This window comes from Sphingomonas mali NBRC 15500, assembly GCF_001598415.1.
Taxonomy (GTDB): domain Bacteria; phylum Pseudomonadota; class Alphaproteobacteria; order Sphingomonadales; family Sphingomonadaceae; genus Sphingomonas; species Sphingomonas mali.
The window spans coordinates 22089-40707 of sequence record NZ_BCYX01000001.1 but is presented as its reverse complement, the minus strand read 5'-3'; the positions used below and the strand labels follow the sequence as shown (position 1 = coordinate 40707).

The window sequence follows — 18619 nt, the reverse complement described above, 5'->3', positions numbered from 1 at the left end:
GTCAGAAGCGCGGCAAATCAGGGAACGGCAGGGCGCCGCGATGCACGTGCATCCGACCGAGTTCGGCGCAACGGTGCAGTTCGGGGAACATCTTGCCGGGGTTGAGCAGCAATTCGGGGTCGAACGCGCATTTGACGCGCTGCTGCTGTGCGAGATCGACGGGCGAGAACATCACCGGCATCAGGTCGCGCTTCTCGACGCCGACGCCATGCTCGCCGGTCAGCACGCCGCCGACCTCGACGCACAATCGCAAGATATCGGCGCCGAATGCCTCGGCTTGCTCGAGCTCGCCGGGCTTGTTGGCATCGTAGAGGATCAACGGGTGCAGATTGCCGTCGCCGGCATGGAACACGTTGATCACGCCCAGGCCATATTGCCCGGACAGCGCGCACATCCGCGTCAGCACATCGGGCAGGCGGCGGCGCGGGATCGTGCCGTCCATGCAGAGATAATCGGGCGCCAGCCGTCCGGCAGCCGGGAAGGCGGCCTTGCGCCCCGCCCAGAAGGCGACGCGCTCGTCATCGTCGGCCGAAATGCGGATCGATATCGCACCGTTGGCGCGCGCGATTTTCTCGACCTCCTCGAGCAAATGGTTGCATTCGGCGGCTGGACCATCGAGCTCGACGATCAGCAGCGCTTCGACGTCGAGTGGATAGCCGACCTGGACGAACGCCTCAGCGGCATGGACCGCGGGCTTGTCCATCATCTCCATGCCCGCGGGGATGATCCCCGCGGCGATCACGTCGGCGACGCAGCGTCCGGCGCCCTCTACCTCGGGAAAGCCGATCAGCAAGGCGCGCGCCGTTTCGGGCCGGGGCAGGATGCGGACCGTCACTTCCGTCACCACGCCGAGCAGCCCCTCGGACCCGACGATCACGCCGAGCAGATCGAGGCCCGCCGGCTCCAGCCCGCGTCCGCCGATCCGCAATACTTCGCCTTCGATCGTGACGAATTCGACGCCGAGCACGTTGTTGGTCGTCAGGCCGTATTTCAGGCAATGCACCCCGCCCGAATTCTCCGCGACATTGCCGCCGATCGTGCAGGCGATCTGGCTCGACGGATCGGGCGCGTAATAGAAGCCCTCGTCCTCGACCGCGCGGGTGATCGCCAGGTTGGTCACACCCGGCTGCACCACTACCAAACGGTCGGCATAATCGACCTCGAGGATGCGATTGAACCGCGCCATGCCGAGCAGCACGCCGTCGGCCAGCGGCAGCGCGCCGCCCGACAGCGAGGTGCCCGCGCCGCGCGGCACCACCTTGACACGATTGGCGTGACACCAGCGCAGGATCGCCGCGACCTGCTCGGTCGTCTCGGGCAGCACCACCACCATCGGCGGCTGGCGATAGGCCGTCAGCGCATCGGATTCATAGGGGCGCAGTTCGTCGGCTTTGTCGATCACTCCTTCGCCCGCCACGATCGCGCGCATCGCGGCAACGATCTCCCCGCGGCGCGCGAGCACCGCTTCGTCGGGGGCGGGCATGCAGATGGTCACGGCAGCGTTATTGCAGGTTCACGTACATGCCGCCATCGACCAGTAGCGCGGCGCCGGTGACATAAGCCGCCATGTCGGACGCCAAAAAGACGATTGGCCCGGCCAGGTCCTCGGGCATGCCGAGCCGGCCGAGCGGCGTGCGCGCTTCCATGTACTTGCGCTTTTCCGCATCAGCGAGGTCGTCCTTGTTGATCTCGGTCAGGATCGTGCCGGGCAGCACCGAATTGCAGCGAATGCCATGCTTGCCGAGCGCGATCGCGGCGGATTGCATCAACGAATGCACGCCGGCCTTGGTCGGGGTATAGTGCGTCTGGAACTCGCCGCCGACCAATGCCGAGATCGACGACACCGCGACGATCGCGCCGCCATCGCCCTGCCTGACCATCTGATTGGCGGCCGCCTGGACCATGAAATAGGCGCCGTGCAGATTGACGCGGAAGGTGCGCTCGACCGTCTCGACCGGCATGTCGAGAAAGGCGTGGAACGGACAGATACCGGCGTTCGATACCATCACGTCGACGCGGCCGAATTCGGCGACCGCGCGGGCGACGAAATCGGTTGCGGTCTCGGGCAGCGCGACGTCGCCCTTGATCGCAATGCCGCGCTGCCCGAGCGCCTCGATCTCGGCGATGCAGGAATGCGCCTTGTCGTCGCTCGACACATAGTTGATCGCGACGTCCGCGCCATGCTGCGCAGCACCGATCGCTGCGGCGCGGCCGATGCCGGTCGATCCGCCGGTGACCAGCACCGTCTTTCCCTCGAGAAGCTTCATCTGTTTCCTCGTTACTTGATGGGCTCGGCCAGGATCGAGCGGTCGATCGCGTCGATCCGGTTGACCCCGGTCAAGGTCATCGCGACCGTCATTTCCCTGGCGATCAATTCCAGCAATTTGGCGACGCCGGCCTCGCCTTGCGCCGCCAGCGCATAGACCCAGGCCCGCCCGAGCAGCACGCCCTTCGCGCCCAGCGCCAGCATCCGCACGACATCGAGTCCGTTGCGCACGCCGCCGTCGGCCAGAACGGTCAGCGAGTCACCGACTGCGTCGGCGATTGCAGGCAAAGCGCGCGCGCTCGACAGCACGCCGTCGAGCTGGCGGCCGCCATGATTGGAGACGACGATGCCGTTGGCGCCGATCGCCGCCGCTTCGCGCGCATCCTCGGGGTCGAGGATGCCCTTGATGATCAGCGGACCGTCCCATTCGGCACGGATCCAGTCGAGGTCGCGCCATTGGATCGACGGATCGAAATTGGCGCCGAGCCAGCCCATATAATCGTTGAGCCCGCTATCCTTGCCCAGCACGGGCAGCAAATTGCCGAGCGTGTGCGGTCGCCCGCGCAAACCGACGTCCCAGGACCAGGCCAGCTTGCCCATCGCTTGCAGCATGCGGCGCAGCGGCGCGTTGGGTCCCGACATGCCCGAATGTGCATCGCGATAGCGCGCACCCGGGACCGGCATGTCGACGGTGAAGACCATCGCGCTGGCGCCAGCCGCCTTTGCCCGCGCGATCAGGTCCTTCATGAAGGCGCGGTCGCGGATCACATAGAGCTGGAACCAGAACGGATCGGCGACCCGCGCTACCTCCTCGATCGAGCAGATCGATACGGTCGACAGGCAAGCCGGGATGCCCGCTGCCCGGGCGGCGCGCGCTGCCTGGATCTCGCCGCGCCGTGCGTACATGCCGCTGATCCCGACCGGCCCCAACGCGACCGGCAGGCCGACCTGCCGGCCGAACAGGCTGGTGCTCAGGTCGATCGTCGCGACGTCCTTGAGCACGCGCTGGCGCAGCGCGATGCCGGCCAGATCCTCGACATTGCGGCGCAACGTCACCTCGGCATAGGCGCCGCCATCGGCATAATCGAACAGGAAGCGCGGCAAACGTCGCCGCGCCGCTTCCCGGAAATCTGTGGCCGAAGAAATAATCATATTATTTCTCTAACGGCGATGCGCGGCGTCGTCACCCCTCAATAAGAGGTGAACAACGCCTCGCGCGCAAGTTTGAGCGCGGTTACCGCGTCATGCTCGTCCTGTGCCTTCTGCATCGCCGCGAAATCGAGCTTGTCGAGGGCGCGCTCGACAATCTTGAGGAAGTCGATCGCGGTATTGGCGACGGCGACGCAATCCTCGCGGAACGGGAATTGGTCGAGCTGCCACACACCTTCCCACTTGTTCTTGCGCAGCGTGTAGAAGAATTCGAACAGCTCGATCGGGTGGACCGATCCGGCGATCAAATCGTCGTCCCAGCTGCGGAAATTGTCGTTCACGTCCATGCCGAACAGCCGGCCATGGTCGATCGCGAGTTGCGCCGCGTCGGCCGGGCTTTCGCCGCCGTAAAGCGAATGGCCGAAATCGAGCAGGATGCCGACATTGGGCACGCCCATCTTCTCGATCCCGAGCAAGGTGCGGGCGACGCTGTCATAGCTCATGTGCACGCGGGGCTCGCGCGGCTTGTATTCGATCACGAACTTGAGGTCGGGATTCTGCGAGGCAAGCTCTCCGATGCCCTCAATGCTGTGCCGCCACAGCTGCTTATGGTCGACCTGAAACGGATAGTCCCAGCCGTCCTGGCCGGGCCAGAGCTTGACGTAATCGGCACCGAAGCGGCGGACGACATTGGCGGCGTCGTTGACCATCTCATTGGCCAGCTTGCGCACGCCCGGATCGGGGTTGGTGAAGGCGCCCTTGGCGAACTGGCGCGTGTAGATTTCCGGGGTGATGCCGATCACCGAGAGGTTGTTGCGCTTGAGCGCTTCCTCGACTTTGTCGAACGAGGTTTCGCCGCCGGGAAAGGGGTAATTGATGTCGACCACCGACAGATCGTCGACCTGGCCGGCGAGATCGATCATTTCGATCAGCGTGCGTGGCGGTCCGTAGCCATCGGTCGCGTAGCGGTCGACATAGGTCGCGAAATGCCAGATGCCGGCGCCGTACCGTTGCTTGCTCACGTTCGATCCTCACCTAATTGTTTCGAAAACTTACGAATACGGCGTATCCAAAGGCTCAGGCGACGATGACCTCCACGCCAATGCCTTCGATTGCCGCGCGGTCCTCGTCGCGGATCGCCTCGTCGGTTACGAGCGTGCGGACCAGTTCCAATCCGCCCAAAGACGTGAACGAGCGCTGCCCGATCTTGCTCGAATCGGCGACCAGGATGACGGTCTGCGCCGCGCCGATCATCGCGCGTTTCACGGCGATGTCGGACATCGCCGGATAGGTCAGCCCTGCCTCGAGATCGAGGGCGGCGGTTGCCAGGAAGAGTTTCTGGACGAACAGCCCGCGAAAATAGTCTGCCGACCGCTCGCCCGACAGCGACAGGGTAGGGGCCTTGAAATGGCCGCCGGTCATATGGACCTCGAACCCCGGCTCGGCGCCCAGCATCAGCGCGATGTTGAGCGCGTTGGTGATCACGGTCATGTCGCGCTTGCCGATCAGCTGCGCGGCCACCTCGGTAGTGGTCGAGCCCGAGTCCAGGATCACCGTCTCGCCGTCGTTCGCCAGCGCCGCGGCGGCGCGGCCGATCCGGCGCTTGGCGTCCATATTCTCGAGATGCTGGAGCGCCATCGAGCGCACCTGCTGCGTCACCGACTTGAGGAAGGCGCCGCCATGTTCGCGCACGATATGGCCATCGGTCTCGAGCTTCTCGAGATCCTGGCGCATCGTCACTTCGGACACCTCGAATGCTTCGGCCAGGGTGCGCACGCGCGCGCTGCCTTCCTCCTGCAGCCAGTCGAGGATCCGAGCGCGTCGCGCCTCGCCGAGCAGCCGCGACCGCGAGCCCCCGCTCACCGGCCGGTCTTCCTTGTTGTCGCCGGGCTCGACACCCGACGCGACCTTATCGGCATGGCTCTCCATGGTCTTCTGCTGGCTCGCTTCCAGTTTCGAGTTCGATAGGTCGGGTTTTCGCTTTTTGTCAATCTCTTCGTCTTTTGGCCGCAAAAACGAAAGCAAACGTAAGCAAATGGCTTGTGTTCGGATATAATCACACTTATAACCCTTCGCAGGAGAGGTTAATCAATGGACCATCAGGCGCTTCGGTCTTCCGATGCGAACGCTCATACGCTGGAAGAGCGCGCCGCGCACGTCCGGGCGCGCGCCAACTGGATGCGTCAGCGGCTGCTCAGGATGATCGTCGATGCCGGCCAGGGCCATCCCGGCGGCGACCTTTCGGCCAGCGACATCGTCGCGTCCCTCTATTTCGATATTCTGCGCATCGACAGCGCCAATCCGAACGCGCCCGATCGCGACCGCTTCATCCTGTCCAAGGGGCATTGTACCGGTGCGCTCTATACCGCGCTGGCGGGGGCGGGATTCTTTCCCGAGGCCGAACTCGACACCTATCTCAAGCCCGAATCGCGGCTCAACGGCCATCCCAATCGCGTCTATCTGCCGGGGGTGGAGACCAATACCGGGCCGCTCGGCCACGGTTTTCCGGTCGGCGTCGGCGTCGCGGTGGCGGGGCAGATCGACGGCGCCGGCTATCGCGTGTTCGTGCTGACCGGCGACGGCGAGTTGCAGGAAGGCAGCATGTGGGAAGCGGCGATGTTCGCCGGCCATCGCAAGCTCGGCAACCTCACCGTGATCGTCGACCGCAACCGCCTGCAACAGGGCGCGCGGACGGAGGAGACCAACGCGCTCGAACCGCTCGCCGACAAGTGGCGCGCATTCGGCTGGGACGTGGTAGAGGTCGATGGGCATGACGTGATCGCCCTGCTCAGGGCGTTCGACGATGCCGCGCAGCCGCGCGACAAGCCGCGCGTGCTGATCGCCAACACGTTCAAGGGCAACGGCGTCAGCTACATGCGCGACCAGGCCGGCTGGCACCATGGCGTCCCCAATGCGGATCAGCTTGCCCAGGCGATCGCCGAGCTCGAAGCGGAGAAGAGCGAGTGAACGCCCCGGCCAATCTTCCCGGCATGTTCGATTGCCGCGACGCCTATGTCCGCGCGCTCGAAGAGCTCGCTGCCGCCGACGATCGCATCGTCGCGGTGTGCAACGATTCGGTCGGGTCGTCCAAGCTCGGCAAGTTTCGCGATCGTTTTCCCGATCGGCTGGTCAATGTCGGCATCGCCGAGCAGAATATGGTCGGGGTCGGCGCCGGCCTGGCGAACGGCGGCAAGGTGCCGTTCGTCAGTGGCGCGGCCTGTTTCCTGACCGCGCGCGCGATGGAGCAGATCAAGGTCGACTGCGCCTATAGCCAGGCGAACGTGAAGCTCTGTGGAATTTCCAGTGGCGTCGCCTATGGCGAACTCGGCGCGACGCATCACAGCATCGAGGATGTCGCCTGGCTGCGCGCGATCGACAAATTGACCGTGATCGTGCCGTCCGATCCATGGGAAACGGCGGAGGCGATCAAGGCCGCCGCCGCGCATGACGGCCCCATCTTCATTCGGATCAGCCGCATGCCGGTCCCGGCGATCGAGCGGCCCAGCGGGGCGGTCTTCGCGATCGGCAAGGCGGAAACGCTGCGCGAGGGCGGCGACGTCGCGATCATCGCGAGCGGCACGCTGGTTCATCGCGCGCTCGATGCGGCGGCCGCACTGGCGCGGCATGGCATCGCCGCGCGCGTGGTCAACATGGCGACCGTCTCGCCGCTAGATACCGACGCGCTCGCCGCTGCGGCCGCGACCGGCGCGATCGTCACCGCGGAAGAGGGTCTGGCGCGCGGTGGGCTGGGCGGCGCGATCGCCGAATATTGTGCGCAGCATCGGCCGGTGCCGATGCGGATGCTCGGCTTTCAGGGTTTTGCGCCGACCGGGTCGGCGACCTGGCTGATGGACCATGCCGGGCTCAATGCCGCCGGCATCGCCGCCGCCGCGCAAGAATTGGTCGCCGGGAAAAGCTGATGGACGACCGGCTCATCCTTGCGATCGACCAGGGCACGACCAACACCAAGGCGCTGCTCGTCGCGTCCGACGGTTCGGTGCGCCTGTCGCGGTCGCGGGCGATGCGCGTCGATTACCCGCAGCCGGGCTGGGCCGAACAATCGGCGTCGGACATCTGGGAAGGCGTTGCCGCTCTGATCGCCGAATTGGCGGCGGCGGTCGATCCGGCCTCGATCGCCGCCGTCGCGATCTCCAACCAGCGCGAGACGATCATTTTGTGGGACGCCGAGACCGGCCGCCCCGTCGGCCCCGCGGTGATCTGGCAATGCCGCCGCTCGGCCGATCGCTGCGCCGCTTTGCGCACGGCGGGGCATGAGGCGGAGATCGTCGCGCGCAGCGGGTTGGGGATCGATCCCTTGTTTCCGGCAGCGAAGATCGCCTGGCTGCTCGACACGATTCCCGATGCGCGGGCGCGGGCTGAACGCGGCGACCTGCGTTGCGGCACGGTCGACAGCTGGCTGTTGTGGAACCTGACCGGTGGCGCGGTGCACGCGACCGACCATAGCAACGCTTCGCGCACGCAACTCTTCAACATCGACACGCTCGACTGGGACGCCGAACTCGCCCGCCTGTTCGACGTGCCGCTCGGCCTGTTGCCCAAAGTGATGCCGTCCGACAGCGAGTTCGGCACCGTCGCTCCGGGACTGACCGCGCTTCGCGACGGCACGCCGATCCTGGCGGTGATGGGTGACAGCCACGCAGCCTTGTTCGAGCACAGTGCCGACGGATCGCCGCGGGTCAAGGTGACGATCGGCACCGGCAGTTCGCTGATGGCAGCGACCGGGGAACGGCTGCGCTCGGCGCATGGCCTGTCGAGCACCATCGCATGGAGTCGCGGCGATCGCGTCCAATATGCGCTCGAGGGCAATATCCTGGTCTCCGGCCATGCCGCGGCCTTCGCCACCACCATGCTCGGGCTGCCCAACGAAGCGGCACTGACGGCGTTGGCCGAGAGTGTCGCGGACAGTGGCGACGTGGTCTTCGTGCCCGCGCTGGCCGGGCTCGGCGCGCCGCATTGGTGCAGCGCTGCGCGCGGAACGATCACCGGGCTCTCGCTCGCTACTCAGCCGGCGCACATCGCGCGCGCGACGTTGGAAGCGATCGCGCTGCAGATCGGCGACGTCGTGGCGGCGCTCGATGCCGATTTCGGCACCGCGATTACCGAATTGTCGATCGACGGCGGTGCCGCGCGCAACGCGCTGCTGATGCAATTGCTCGCCGATCTGACCGGACGGCGCACAATCCGACCCGCCATCCCGGAAGCGAGCGCGCTCGGCGTGGCGCGGCTGGCGGCGGACGGGATCGGCATGAAGCTGCCGGCAAGCGGCGAACAACAGAAGGAATTTTTCGATCCGACAATGTCGGCGGAGCAGCGCGAAGGCCTGCTTGCCCGCTGGCGTGCGGCGGTGGCCGGCGCGGTGCGCGCGGCCGGATCGAGCGAGACGTAACGCCGGGCGGAGATCCGGGAAGCTGGTGTGATTTCGAAGAAAAAGTCGAAAATAGGGAGTGGGACAATGAAGGTATATCTGAAGAAGCCAGGATTCGAACGGCGTGCTGCGCATGCCGCACTGCTCGCCGGTGTGAGCCTGATGACGATGATCGCGGTCCCGGCATTCGCCCAGGAGACTCCGGCGCCAGCACCGACCGCGGACGTTCCCCAGGATACGACGGATGCGCCACAGGGCGAGATCGTCGTCACCGGCAGCCGCATCAAGAGCCCGACGCTGACGTCGCCGTCGCCGCTTCAGGTGATCACCAGCGAAGACCTGCGCAAGCAGGGCACGACCAACGTCCAGGATATCCTCCAGATCAATCCCGCGGTCGGCATTCCGGGCAAGAGCCGTAACACGACCGGGAACGATACCGACCCCGGCCTCGCGACCATCAACCTTCGCAACCTCGGCCCCGACCGCACCCTCGTGCTGATCGACGGCCGGCGAACCGTGGCGGGCGTACCCGGCACGGCGCAGGTCGACGTGTCGATGATTCCGCCGTCCTTCGTCGATCGCGTCGACGTGCTGACCGGCGGTGCCTCGGCGGTTTATGGATCGGACGCGATCGCGGGCGTGGTGAACTTCATCTACAAGAAGAAGTTCACCGGCGTTCAGCTCAACGTCCAGGACGGCATCTCGCAGAAGGGCGACAATCACGAGCTCGACGCCAATGTCACCTTCGGCACCAATTTCGCCGGCGATCGCGGCAACGTGATGGCCTATGTCGGTTGGAACCAGGCAAGCGCCGTTTTCGCGGCCGATCGTGATTTCAGCCGCCTTTCGGCGCTGAGCCTGGGCACGACCGAACGCGTCGCCGGCAAGTCCGATCTCAACCTCAAGGCGGCGCAGGATCTGTTCAAGCGCGCCTATGTTCCGTCGAGCGTCGGCCCGGGCGGCGCCTTCGTGATCGGCGGCAAGTCGAACCAGATCATCGCCCCGGACGGCTCGTTCCACAATTACAACGCGGCGACCGACGGCTTCAACGCCGCGCAATACGGCCAGATCGCGCCGCCGTCGAAGCGACTGACCTTCGCCCAGCGCACCAATTTCGACGTGACCGACAAGGTCAACGTCTTCCTCGAGACGACCTATGTGAACGTGCGCACCAACGGCGAGCGCGAAGCGTCGCCAATGCGCACCGACAGCGCGTTGGGTGCGTTCCCGGGGACCGGCGGTTTCTATCCGATCCAATATGCGGTGACCAATCCGACCACGGGGGCGACGGTGATCGTCAATAACCCGTTGGTGCCGACCGCCGTCTTCAACGCCGCGACCGACCGCTCGACCAATGATGCGATCGGGTCGAAAGACTTGAGCATGCTGATCCGGACGACCGCGTTCGGATCACGCAAGACGCCGACCGAGCGCGACAATTTCCGGATCGCCGCCGGCGGATCCTGGGACATTGGCGGCAGCTGGAGCCTCGATGGCTATTACCAGTACAGCTACACCAAACAGCACCAGGAAATGACCGGGCTGGCGAACCTCTACAACCTCGCCAACGCGCTCCAGGTCATGCCGGACATCTTCGACTACAATAAGAACGGCAACCTCACCGAGGCCGTCTGCGTCGATGCCAATGCACGTGCGGCGGGATGCGTCCCGGTCGACATTTATGGTCTGAATCCCGATGGCTCGTCGAAGATTTCGGCGGCCGCGGCGAAATACCTGCAGACCAACCTCATCCGCGACTCCAAGCAGGAGATGCAGGTCGCATCGCTCAACCTGGGCGGCAATTTGTTCAAGCTGCCTTATGGTCCGCTCCAGATCTCGGTCGGTGCCGAATATCGCACCGAGTCCAGCCGCGACATCTTCGACCCGCTGAGCAATCAGGCGAAGAACGGGTACGTTCAGTTGCTGAACACGTCGGGTTCGTTCAACGTCAAGGAAGCCTATGGCGAAGTGGTCGCGCCGATCCTGGCGGACCTGCCGTTCTTCAAGGCACTGACCTTGCGCGGTGCGTATCGCTTGTCGGACTATTCGACCGTCGGCAGCTTCTCGGCGTGGAACATCGGGGGTGAATGGGCGCCGACCTCGGATATCCGCTTCCGTGCGGTCTATGCGCATGCGGTCCGCGCACCGAACATCGGCGAATTGTTCTCGGCCGCGTCGTCGGGCATCACCTCAATCACCGATCCGTGTCAGGGCATTACCCTGACGTCGACCGGGGCGACGGCCGCCAATTGCCTCGCCGTCCCGTCCGTCGTCGCGAACATCAACGCCAACGGCAAGTTCACGCTGACGCCGTCGGACCAGAGTGGCGTTGGCAGCGTGTCGGGCAGCAACCCGAACATCAAGCAGGAAACCGGCAAGACCTTCACTGCCGGCGTCGTGATCAATCCGCGCTCGATCAATGCCTTGCGGAATCTGACCTTCACGGCCGACTATTTCGACATCCAGCTGCAGGGTGCGATCAGCCGGCTGTCGACAACGACCATCCTCAATAAATGTTACGTGCAGGGCATTTCGGACTTCTGCCAGTTCATCACTCGGCGCGATCAGCCGTCGGGCGCGTTCAGCATCGGGTCGGTCCAGCAAATCTTCACGACGCTGGTCAATAGCGGCGGCGCATTCACGCGCGGCCTCGACTTCACGCTGAACTATCGTCAGGCGGTCTTTGGCGGGACGGCCACGTTCGAGGGCAGCTGGACCCATCTGCTCAAGAATGGCGTCGTTCCGCTCCAGGGCGACAAATACGACAACACGATGGGCGAGTTCGGCAACCCGCGGGACAAGGCCGTCCTGACCCTCGACTGGTCGAACGACATGTTCGGGGTGACGGTCACCAACCAGTATATCGGCAAGCAGATGCTGGACTATGAAAACTTCCAGACCACCTATGTTCTGGCCGATGGATCATTGCCGCCCAAGAGCTTGTTCACGCTCGGCGCCAGGGTCTACACCGACGTGCAGGTCCGCTTCGACGTCAAGAAGAATTGGGAATTCTATCTCGGCGCGAAGAATGCCTTCGATGTGAAGATGCCGCCGCTTTACGGCAATGTCGGCAACTTCAATCCCTCGACCATCTACGATCCGATCGGCCGCCGTTTCTACGCCGGTTTCCGGATCAAGATGTAACCTCGCAACCCGTTTCCTCCCCTGGGCGGGGGAAGCAGTTTCGGCTGCTTCCTCCGTCTTTTTTGTTTGGTGGCTTCAGCCGGAAGCGCGCCGCAGTCGGATTCGAACGCGAATGTTGCGTACGGTGTCAGGGAATAGCAGCCCTATTTTACAGCCACCGCCGCCGCGTCATCGAGCAGCAACGCCCAGTCGTTGCCCGGCGCCGGTGTGCCGGGTGGGGTGAACAGACGCCTGCCGTGATTGGGAAAAGTACCGATCGCCCGTGTCTGGCCGGTACGCGGATCGTACCACGAAGCGCGCACGCGCTTGCCGCTGATCCTGCCCATCTGCACGCGGAACGGCTTGCCCGTATAGCTATAGGCGATCGCATAGCCGGTGCCGCGCGTCGCCGCGACGCGATCATAGCGCGTGCCGTTGCCGACGATCAGCGACTGGTCCGGCACGCGCTCAACATAGGGCCGTGACAGGATCAGGTCCTTGAGGAACCGCATCTGCCCGCCGCCTGGCGCCTGCAACCCGTCCTGCCAGGAAATCTTGGGCCAGTAAGCGGCTTTCTCGCCCGGCGTGTAGAATTGCATCACGCTGTTCTCGCCATAGGTGTGTCCGAACGCGCCAGCCAGCACGGACCACCAGGCGTAACGGCGCGCATCGGCTGCCTGCCAGATCGGAAACTGCACGAAATCGAGGCCATGCGGGATATTCTCGTAACTCGGTTCGCCATCGATCGTCGGCTTGGCTGGGCGGCGCTTCCAATCGTCCTCGATATAGCGCCAATTGTCCTCGCCATAGGCGCAGCGCTGGGTGTCCTGCGCATAGTCCTGGTGCCCCGACTGAAACATGTCGAAATCGAGCCAGGCTGCGTCATGAAACACCCAGGAGGAATCGGTCCGCCCGAACGGGTGAAAAGTCATCAAATGGGTGTGGTCGATCGACTTGATCGTCTCGCCCAGCGCACGCCAGGTCAACGTCGCCATGTCGGCATGGGTATCGCCGCCGTTGATCCAGACGATATTGGGCTTGTCCTTATAGCGTTCGGCGAGGAAGCGGCCATAGATCGGCGCATTGTCGACCGTCAGCTTGCGCATTTCCGCGAACGTGCCCCAGGCAGGCACCAACGCGACGTACAGGCCATGCGCCGCAGCCCGGTCGACCACCCAATCGAGATGGTCCCAATAATCGTACTCACCGGGCTTCGAAGGATCGTTACCGGGCGTGACCCGGGGCCGCGCGACATCGCCATCGACCAAGGCCGGTCCGGTCAGCGGGTTCGCCATTTCCGGCCGGTGGAGCACCATGACCTGAATGACGGTGAAGCCCTGGCGTTCGCGCGTCGCGAAATATTGCTCGACCTGCTCGCGATTGAGCTTGGAGAGGAGCAGCCAGCCGGTGTCGCCCAGCCAGAAGAAAGGCTTTCCGCCGGCCTGGAGATAGCGGCCGTTGTCCGACACCTTGAGCAACGGCGTCCGCTCCTGCGCCGTTGCCGGAAAGGTGGTCGCCGTCGCCAGCGCCAGCGCCGCGATCGCCGCTTTGGCCCAGCTCATTCTCCCCTCCTTCGCGCGCGTCAGCGCGCGGCTTTCATCCCTGCCTCGATTTCCTCGAGCGACTTGCCCTCGTTGCGCGGCGCGCCGAGGAATCCGATCAGTCCGCTGACCACCAGGAAACTCACCAGGATCCAGGCGAGCGTGGTGAAGCCGGTCGCGGTCAGGGCCGGTACGAAGAAGCTGAAAATGCCGAGCGACACGCGGATGATCGCGAACATGACCCCCTGCGCGGTCGAGCGCAGCAACGTCGGGAACATTTCGGCGCTCCATAGCTGGAAAAAGCTTTGCGCGCCAAAACCTTGACCGAACGCCATCAGGAAAACGTGGATGATCGCGATCGGTAGCGTGAGCGGGAAAATCGCCAGCAACGACATGCCGACCACCTGGATCACCGCCGATATGCCAAACAGCATCCGCTGGTTCACCCGGTCGGAGAATTGCATGAAGATCAGGTAGATCGACATCATGCCGATGAAGAAGCTCAGCGTCTGTACCGCCACCGCGGTAAACTGGCTCTGATTGCCGACCGTGCGCAGGATGAACGGAAAGAAGAAGCCGTTGGTCCCCGCCCAAAGGTTCCACATGCCGTACATGCCGATCAGGAAACCCATCGAACGCAGGTTCGGCCAGGTCAGCAAATCGCTGAGCTTGGCACGGCGCTGGTCCTTGGCTGGCTGGGTTTGCGCGTCGAGCCACCGCTTCGATTCGTGCATCCGCGCGCGCAGGAAGGTCAGGGCGATCGCCAGGATCGCGAGATGCGCGAACACGATCCGTGCGCCCAATAGCCCAAGCGGGGAGAGCACGAGGAACATCAGCAGCACGACTGTCGGACCGAGATACCATAGCACCTGTGCGACGCCGCTATGCTTGCCTCGCGAATCGTCGGGCGCCTGTTCGGCAATCAGCGACCAGGACGCCGGGATATCGGCACCCACCGCCAGGCCGACCAGGAAGAATCCCAGCACGACCATCCAGGCGTTGATCGCGAACACCAGCCACAGCATGCCGAACGCGTAGAACAGCATATCGTATTGGTAGATCTTCTTGCGGCCCAGCAGGTCGCACAGCCGCCCGCCGATCAGCGCGCCGATTCCGGCCGATATCGCGTTGGGCCCGAATGCCCCGAGGACGCCGAGCGTCGTGTTGCTGAGCCCGTACGCTTCCTGCCACAATGCCAGCGCCACCGAGCCCGCAACGATCGATCCGGCGTCGATATAATTGGCCAGACCCGCCAGGATCGTGTCCCGCCAGCCTCCTGTCGCGGAGCCCCCCGTGGTCATTGGCATGCTCTCCGTCTAAAGCGTATGATAATATTATTTTCTGAGTGTAGCATCGGTGCAGAGCGACGCAAGTCTTCGCGCGTTGGTACCGGGTTTGTCGATCGTGCCATCGCGGCAATTGATCATATTATAATCCCAAATTGACTCGGCTGGAGGCGCCCGATACCTCTCGGAAAACCCGGCCGAAGCCACAATTCGGTCGCCAGGAGAGGATGAGGCGATGGGACTTTCGCGGCGCGCGGTGCTGGCCAATGCCATGGTGCTGGGAGCGGTTGCCGCTTCGGGTCCGATATCGGCGGCAACGAAGCGCTCGGCCAGTAAGCGTGTCGAACGCTGGGGCGTGTACGAGATCGCGCTTGACGGGCCGCAGACCGACAATCCCTTCGACGACGTCACCTTGCATGCGACCTTCACCGACGGTGGACGGACGATCCGCGTGCCCGGCTTCTATGATGGCAACGGCGTCTATCGCATCCGCTTCAGCCCGCCCGAGATCGGTGATTGGCGCTGGACCAGCGAGAGCGACGCGCCCACGCTCAGCGGCCGCACCGGCGCGTTCGAGGCGATCGCGCCGAGCGCCGGCAACCATGGCCCGGTGCGCGTCACCAAGGACGGCTATCATTTCGAATATGCCGACGGGACGCCGTTCCGCCAGATCGGCACGACCAGCTATTCCTGGGCGCTGCAATCCGACGCCCGATGCGCGGAGACGCTGAAGACGCTTGCCGGCGCGCCGTTCAACAAGATGCGCATGCTGGTCTTTCCCAACGTGGAATCGGTCGCGACCAATCCGTTCGTGCGGACGGGCGACGGGCCGAAGGCCTGGGATCCCGCGCGCTTCGACCCGGCCTATTTCCGCCGCTACGAGAATCGGATCGTCCGGCTGGGCGCGCTCGGCATCCAGGCCGACGTCATCCTCTACCACCCATACGATACCAAGCGCGGCTATTCCGACATGACACGCGCCGATGACCAGCGTTACCTGCGCTACGTCGCCGCGCGGTTCGGCGCCTATCGCAACGTCTGGTGGTCGATGGGTAACGAATATGATGCCATCAAGACCAAGACGATGGACGATTGGGATCATCTGTTCCAGGTGCTGGTCGCCGCCGATCCCCACGACCGGCTGCGCTCGATCCACCAGATCAACACCTATTATGACGCGCGCAAGCCCTGGATCACGCATGCCAGCATCCAGAACGGTGCGGCAGTGCTCGACGACATTCGCGCCGAGCTGCACCGTGCCTTCGCGCTCAAGCCGGTGATCTTCGACGAAGTGGTCTATGAAGGGAATTCGGACAAACGCTGGGGCCAATTGACCGGCGAGGAGATGGTCGAACGCTTCTGGTACGGACTGATCGGCGGTACCTATGTCGGCCATAGCGAGACGTTCGACGTCAACCACAATGCCGATTTCTCGTGGCTGGGACAGGGCGGCAAGCTGGTCGGCACCAGTCCGCCGCGGCTCGCCTTTCTGCGCAAGATCATGGAGGAGGGGCCGGTCCCCGGCATCGAGCCGATCCAGGCGTGGTGGAACTATCATCTCGGCGGCAAGGCCAATCATTATTACCTTCGCTATTTCGGCGCCGACCGCCCGACCGAATGGGAGGTCGTGTTGCCCGGCCGTGGCGAAGAGGCGCTACAGAGCTACCGGATCGACGTGATCGACACCTGGAACATGACCATCACCCCCGTCGACGGCGTGTTCAAGATGGCGCGCAAGAACGACTACGACGTGCAGGACCCGACGCGGCCGAAGGTTGCGCTGCCTGGCAAGCCCTGGATCGCGTTGCGGGTGACGAGGGTGTGATCCGCTGACGCAACCCGGCCGAGCCAGCCGCGTTCGGAAAGGCATGACCCAATTCGCCACCACTTCTCTCGCCCTCTTCGTTCTCGCCGTGCAGGACCTTCATGACGGCGAATGCGTCTGGGCCGATCGGGTCCGCGGCATCGCCGACCGGATCGCGCATGACCGGTTTGCCGCGGTGATGCAGTCCGAGATCGGGCAGGGACGCGAGCGTGCGGGCCGCCTTCAGGCCATCGCGACCTCCTTGCGCATAGACATAGCGGGGGCAGAGAATATCTGGCTGCGCGCTATCCTGGAGGACGCGCATCGCGACACGACGATGATCGAGCAAGGTCCTCTTCTCGATATCGCGCTGATCGGCGCGTTCCGAAAAGGCGTGCAGGCCGAGCGTGTCAGCTATGAAACTGCCATCGCGCTCGCTCACTCGCTCGGGCTGAACGACGCCGAGAAGGCGTTGACACAGAGCCGAAACGAATTGGCCGGAACGGACGAGACACTGGCGGCCCTGCTCCGAGAAATTGCCGCCTGATCCGCGCTCGGGCGGGTCGCGCCTCCGTTCCGCGGGACACGTACCTTCAGCAGCCGCCGAGCGGAAACACATTGATTCTGAGCAAGATATGAAACCAAATCGCAGCAGCGGCTTTCTGACCATCGCGATGAGCCGGTATTATTTCAACGTCTATAACGACGAGATCACGTTGGACGAGGAGGGGGCCGAATTGGCCGACACCTCGATGGCGATGCGGCGCGCGGCCGATGAGGCGCGCAATTTCGCTGCGGAATCGGTCAAGGCGCGCGGTCACTTGGTGCTCCACCACAAGATCGAGGTCGAGGACGAGGCGCGCAACACGATTGGCGTCGTCTATTTTCGCGATGTGGTCGCGATCGAGGCCTGAGCCGGGGCGCTTATGTCGATCTTGCCCGGCATTCAGCCAGTCTCGGCTGACCGGTAGCCATATGTCCCCGGTTGGTTCATCCATTTGAAATATCGCTATAACCCACGTTAGCCTCGCGAAAAAACGCGGAACGTCCGTGCTCTTGGCTGGTTGCCAGTCAACCAAGGAGTACGATCCATGTTCATGCATAATAAGCGCCTGCAATATACAGTGCGCGTGTCCGAACCTAACCCGGTGCTCGCCTCGTTGCTGCTTGAGCAGTTCGGCGGGCCGGACGGCGAATTGGCGGCGGCGATGCGCTATTTCACGCAAGGTCTTGGCGACGACGATCCCGGTCGTAAGGATTTGTTGCTCGACATCGCGACCGAGGAATTGAGCCATCTCGAGGTGATCGGGTCGATCGTCGCGATGCTCAACAAAGGCGTGAAGGCGCAACTGGCCGAGGGCGCGATGGAAGAGGCCGAGCTCTATCTGTCGCTGACCAAGGGCGGCGACAGCCACACCCAGGCGATCCTCTATGGTGGGGGGCCGGCGCTGACCAATTCCTCCGGCGTGCCGTGGACGGCCGCCTATATTGACAGCCGAGGCGATCCGACGTGCGACCTGCGGTCCAACATCGCCGCGGAAAGCCGGGCGAAGATCGTCTATGAGCGCCTGATCAACATCACCGACGATCCGGGGATCAAGGATGCGCTGGGCTTCCTGATGACGCGCGAGATCGCGCATCAGAAGAGCTTCGAGAAAGCGTTGTACGCGATCGAGAACAACTTCCCGCCGGGCAAGCTTCCCGGGCTCGCCAAATATGCCAGCATGTACGTCAACACCTCGCAGGGTGACGGCGATGTCGACGGCGCCTGGAACGAGGGTGAGCAGTGGGATCGCGTCGATGATGTCGCCGGCAGCGTTCCGCTCGACGGCGGTAGCGGCGACGCCAGCGTCGAACTGGGCGACGGCGACGCGAAGGCGGCCGCGGCTCTGATGCAGCGGACCGCATCGCGGTCCGATCACAATCCGACGACGGGCGCGGACCTCGGGGCCGGTCCGGGTGCCGGCCGGATGACCGACGAAGATCTCGGCGGAGCGACCGACATGGCGGACGCCACGCTGCTCAGCGAACCCGCCGAATAACGAACCCCTTTTTACAGATGAT

15 protein-coding genes are annotated in these 18619 nt (G+C 64.1%); 8 read left to right on the top strand and 7 right to left on the bottom strand.

What is annotated here, in order from left to right; all coding sequences use genetic code 11:
- Position 1: 1 nt before the first annotated feature.
- From SMA01S_RS00215 to SMA01S_RS00195, 5 genes are read right to left on the bottom strand one after another with little or no spacing between them, the layout of a single operon-like run.
- Positions 2 to 1495: an FAD-linked oxidase C-terminal domain-containing protein gene (locus SMA01S_RS00215; protein ID WP_066815469.1), complete on the bottom strand. Its 1494-nt coding sequence runs from the start codon at positions 1493 to 1495 to the stop codon at positions 2 to 4.
- Positions 1496 to 1502: 7 nt separating this feature from the next.
- Positions 1503 to 2267 carry an L-rhamnose 1-dehydrogenase Lra1 gene (gene lra1 / locus SMA01S_RS00210; protein WP_066815467.1) on the bottom strand — a complete coding sequence of 255 codons (765 nt, stop codon included), beginning with the start codon at positions 2265 to 2267 and terminating at the stop codon, positions 1503 to 1505.
- Between the two features lie 11 nt (positions 2268 to 2278).
- Positions 2279 to 3418 (bottom strand): FMN-dependent L-lactate dehydrogenase LldD, encoded by a 1140-nt coding sequence (gene lldD / locus SMA01S_RS00205; protein WP_066815466.1) that lies wholly within the window; start codon positions 3416 to 3418, stop codon positions 2279 to 2281.
- 38 nt (positions 3419 to 3456) lie between these two features.
- Entirely contained in the window at positions 3457 to 4437 is a 981-nt protein-coding gene (locus SMA01S_RS00200) for a sugar phosphate isomerase/epimerase family protein (RefSeq protein WP_066815464.1), read from the bottom strand.
- Between the two features lie 55 nt (positions 4438 to 4492).
- Entirely contained in the window at positions 4493 to 5344 is an 852-nt protein-coding gene (locus SMA01S_RS00195; RefSeq protein ID WP_174543057.1) for a DeoR/GlpR family DNA-binding transcription regulator, read from the bottom strand.
- A gap of 162 nt (positions 5345 to 5506) precedes the next feature.
- On the opposite strand from SMA01S_RS00195, the gene SMA01S_RS00190 reads away from it, so the two are divergent.
- The 4 genes from SMA01S_RS00190 to SMA01S_RS00175 all read left to right on the top strand — a co-directional run bounded on the left by SMA01S_RS00190 (position 5507) and on the right by SMA01S_RS00175 (position 11945).
- Positions 5507 to 6382, top strand: a complete 876-nt coding sequence (locus tag SMA01S_RS00190) for a transketolase (RefSeq protein ID WP_084249942.1) — start codon at positions 5507 to 5509, stop codon at positions 6380 to 6382.
- Positions 6379 to 7335, top strand: a complete 957-nt coding sequence (locus SMA01S_RS00185) for a transketolase family protein (RefSeq protein WP_066815459.1) — start codon at positions 6379 to 6381, stop codon at positions 7333 to 7335. The genes SMA01S_RS00190 and SMA01S_RS00185 overlap by 4 nt, the downstream gene beginning before the upstream one ends.
- Positions 7335 to 8822: an FGGY family carbohydrate kinase gene (locus SMA01S_RS00180; RefSeq protein ID WP_066815457.1), complete on the top strand. Its 1488-nt coding sequence runs from the start codon at positions 7335 to 7337 to the stop codon at positions 8820 to 8822. The genes SMA01S_RS00185 and SMA01S_RS00180 overlap by 1 nt, the downstream gene beginning before the upstream one ends.
- Before the next feature lie 66 nt (positions 8823 to 8888).
- Positions 8889 to 11945 (top strand): TonB-dependent receptor domain-containing protein, encoded by a 3057-nt coding sequence (locus tag SMA01S_RS00175; protein ID WP_066815455.1) that lies wholly within the window; start codon positions 8889 to 8891, stop codon positions 11943 to 11945.
- A 143-nt stretch (positions 11946 to 12088) separates the two neighbouring features.
- Here the strand turns inward: SMA01S_RS00175 and SMA01S_RS00170 are convergent, their stop codons facing one another.
- Positions 12089 to 13486: a glycoside hydrolase family 140 protein gene (locus SMA01S_RS00170; RefSeq protein ID WP_066815452.1), complete on the bottom strand. Its 1398-nt coding sequence runs from the start codon at positions 13484 to 13486 to the stop codon at positions 12089 to 12091.
- A 20-nt stretch (positions 13487 to 13506) separates the two neighbouring features.
- Positions 13507 to 14766: an MFS transporter gene (locus SMA01S_RS00165; RefSeq protein WP_066815446.1), complete on the bottom strand. Its 1260-nt coding sequence runs from the start codon at positions 14764 to 14766 to the stop codon at positions 13507 to 13509.
- 220 nt (positions 14767 to 14986) lie between these two features.
- Between SMA01S_RS00165 and SMA01S_RS00160 the strand changes: the two genes are divergently transcribed.
- The 4 genes from SMA01S_RS00160 (at position 14987) to SMA01S_RS00145 (ending at position 18597) form a co-directional block, all read left to right on the top strand.
- Complete coding sequence (locus SMA01S_RS00160) at positions 14987 to 16576, top strand: DUF5060 domain-containing protein (protein WP_066815445.1); 1590 nt, start codon at positions 14987 to 14989, stop codon at positions 16574 to 16576.
- 43 nt (positions 16577 to 16619) lie between these two features.
- Positions 16620 to 17102, top strand: a complete 483-nt coding sequence (locus tag SMA01S_RS00155; protein WP_066815444.1) for a DUF892 family protein — start codon at positions 16620 to 16622, stop codon at positions 17100 to 17102.
- Between the two features lie 88 nt (positions 17103 to 17190).
- The gene (locus SMA01S_RS00150; protein WP_066815443.1) at positions 17191 to 17469 is read left to right on the top strand and encodes a DUF6894 family protein; all 279 of its coding nucleotides are present in this window, start codon (positions 17191 to 17193) and stop codon (positions 17467 to 17469) included.
- Positions 17470 to 17646: 177 nt separating this feature from the next.
- Entirely contained in the window at positions 17647 to 18597 is a 951-nt protein-coding gene (locus SMA01S_RS00145) for a manganese catalase family protein (RefSeq protein ID WP_066815442.1), read from the top strand.
- The last annotated feature ends 22 nt before the right edge of the window (positions 18598 to 18619 follow it).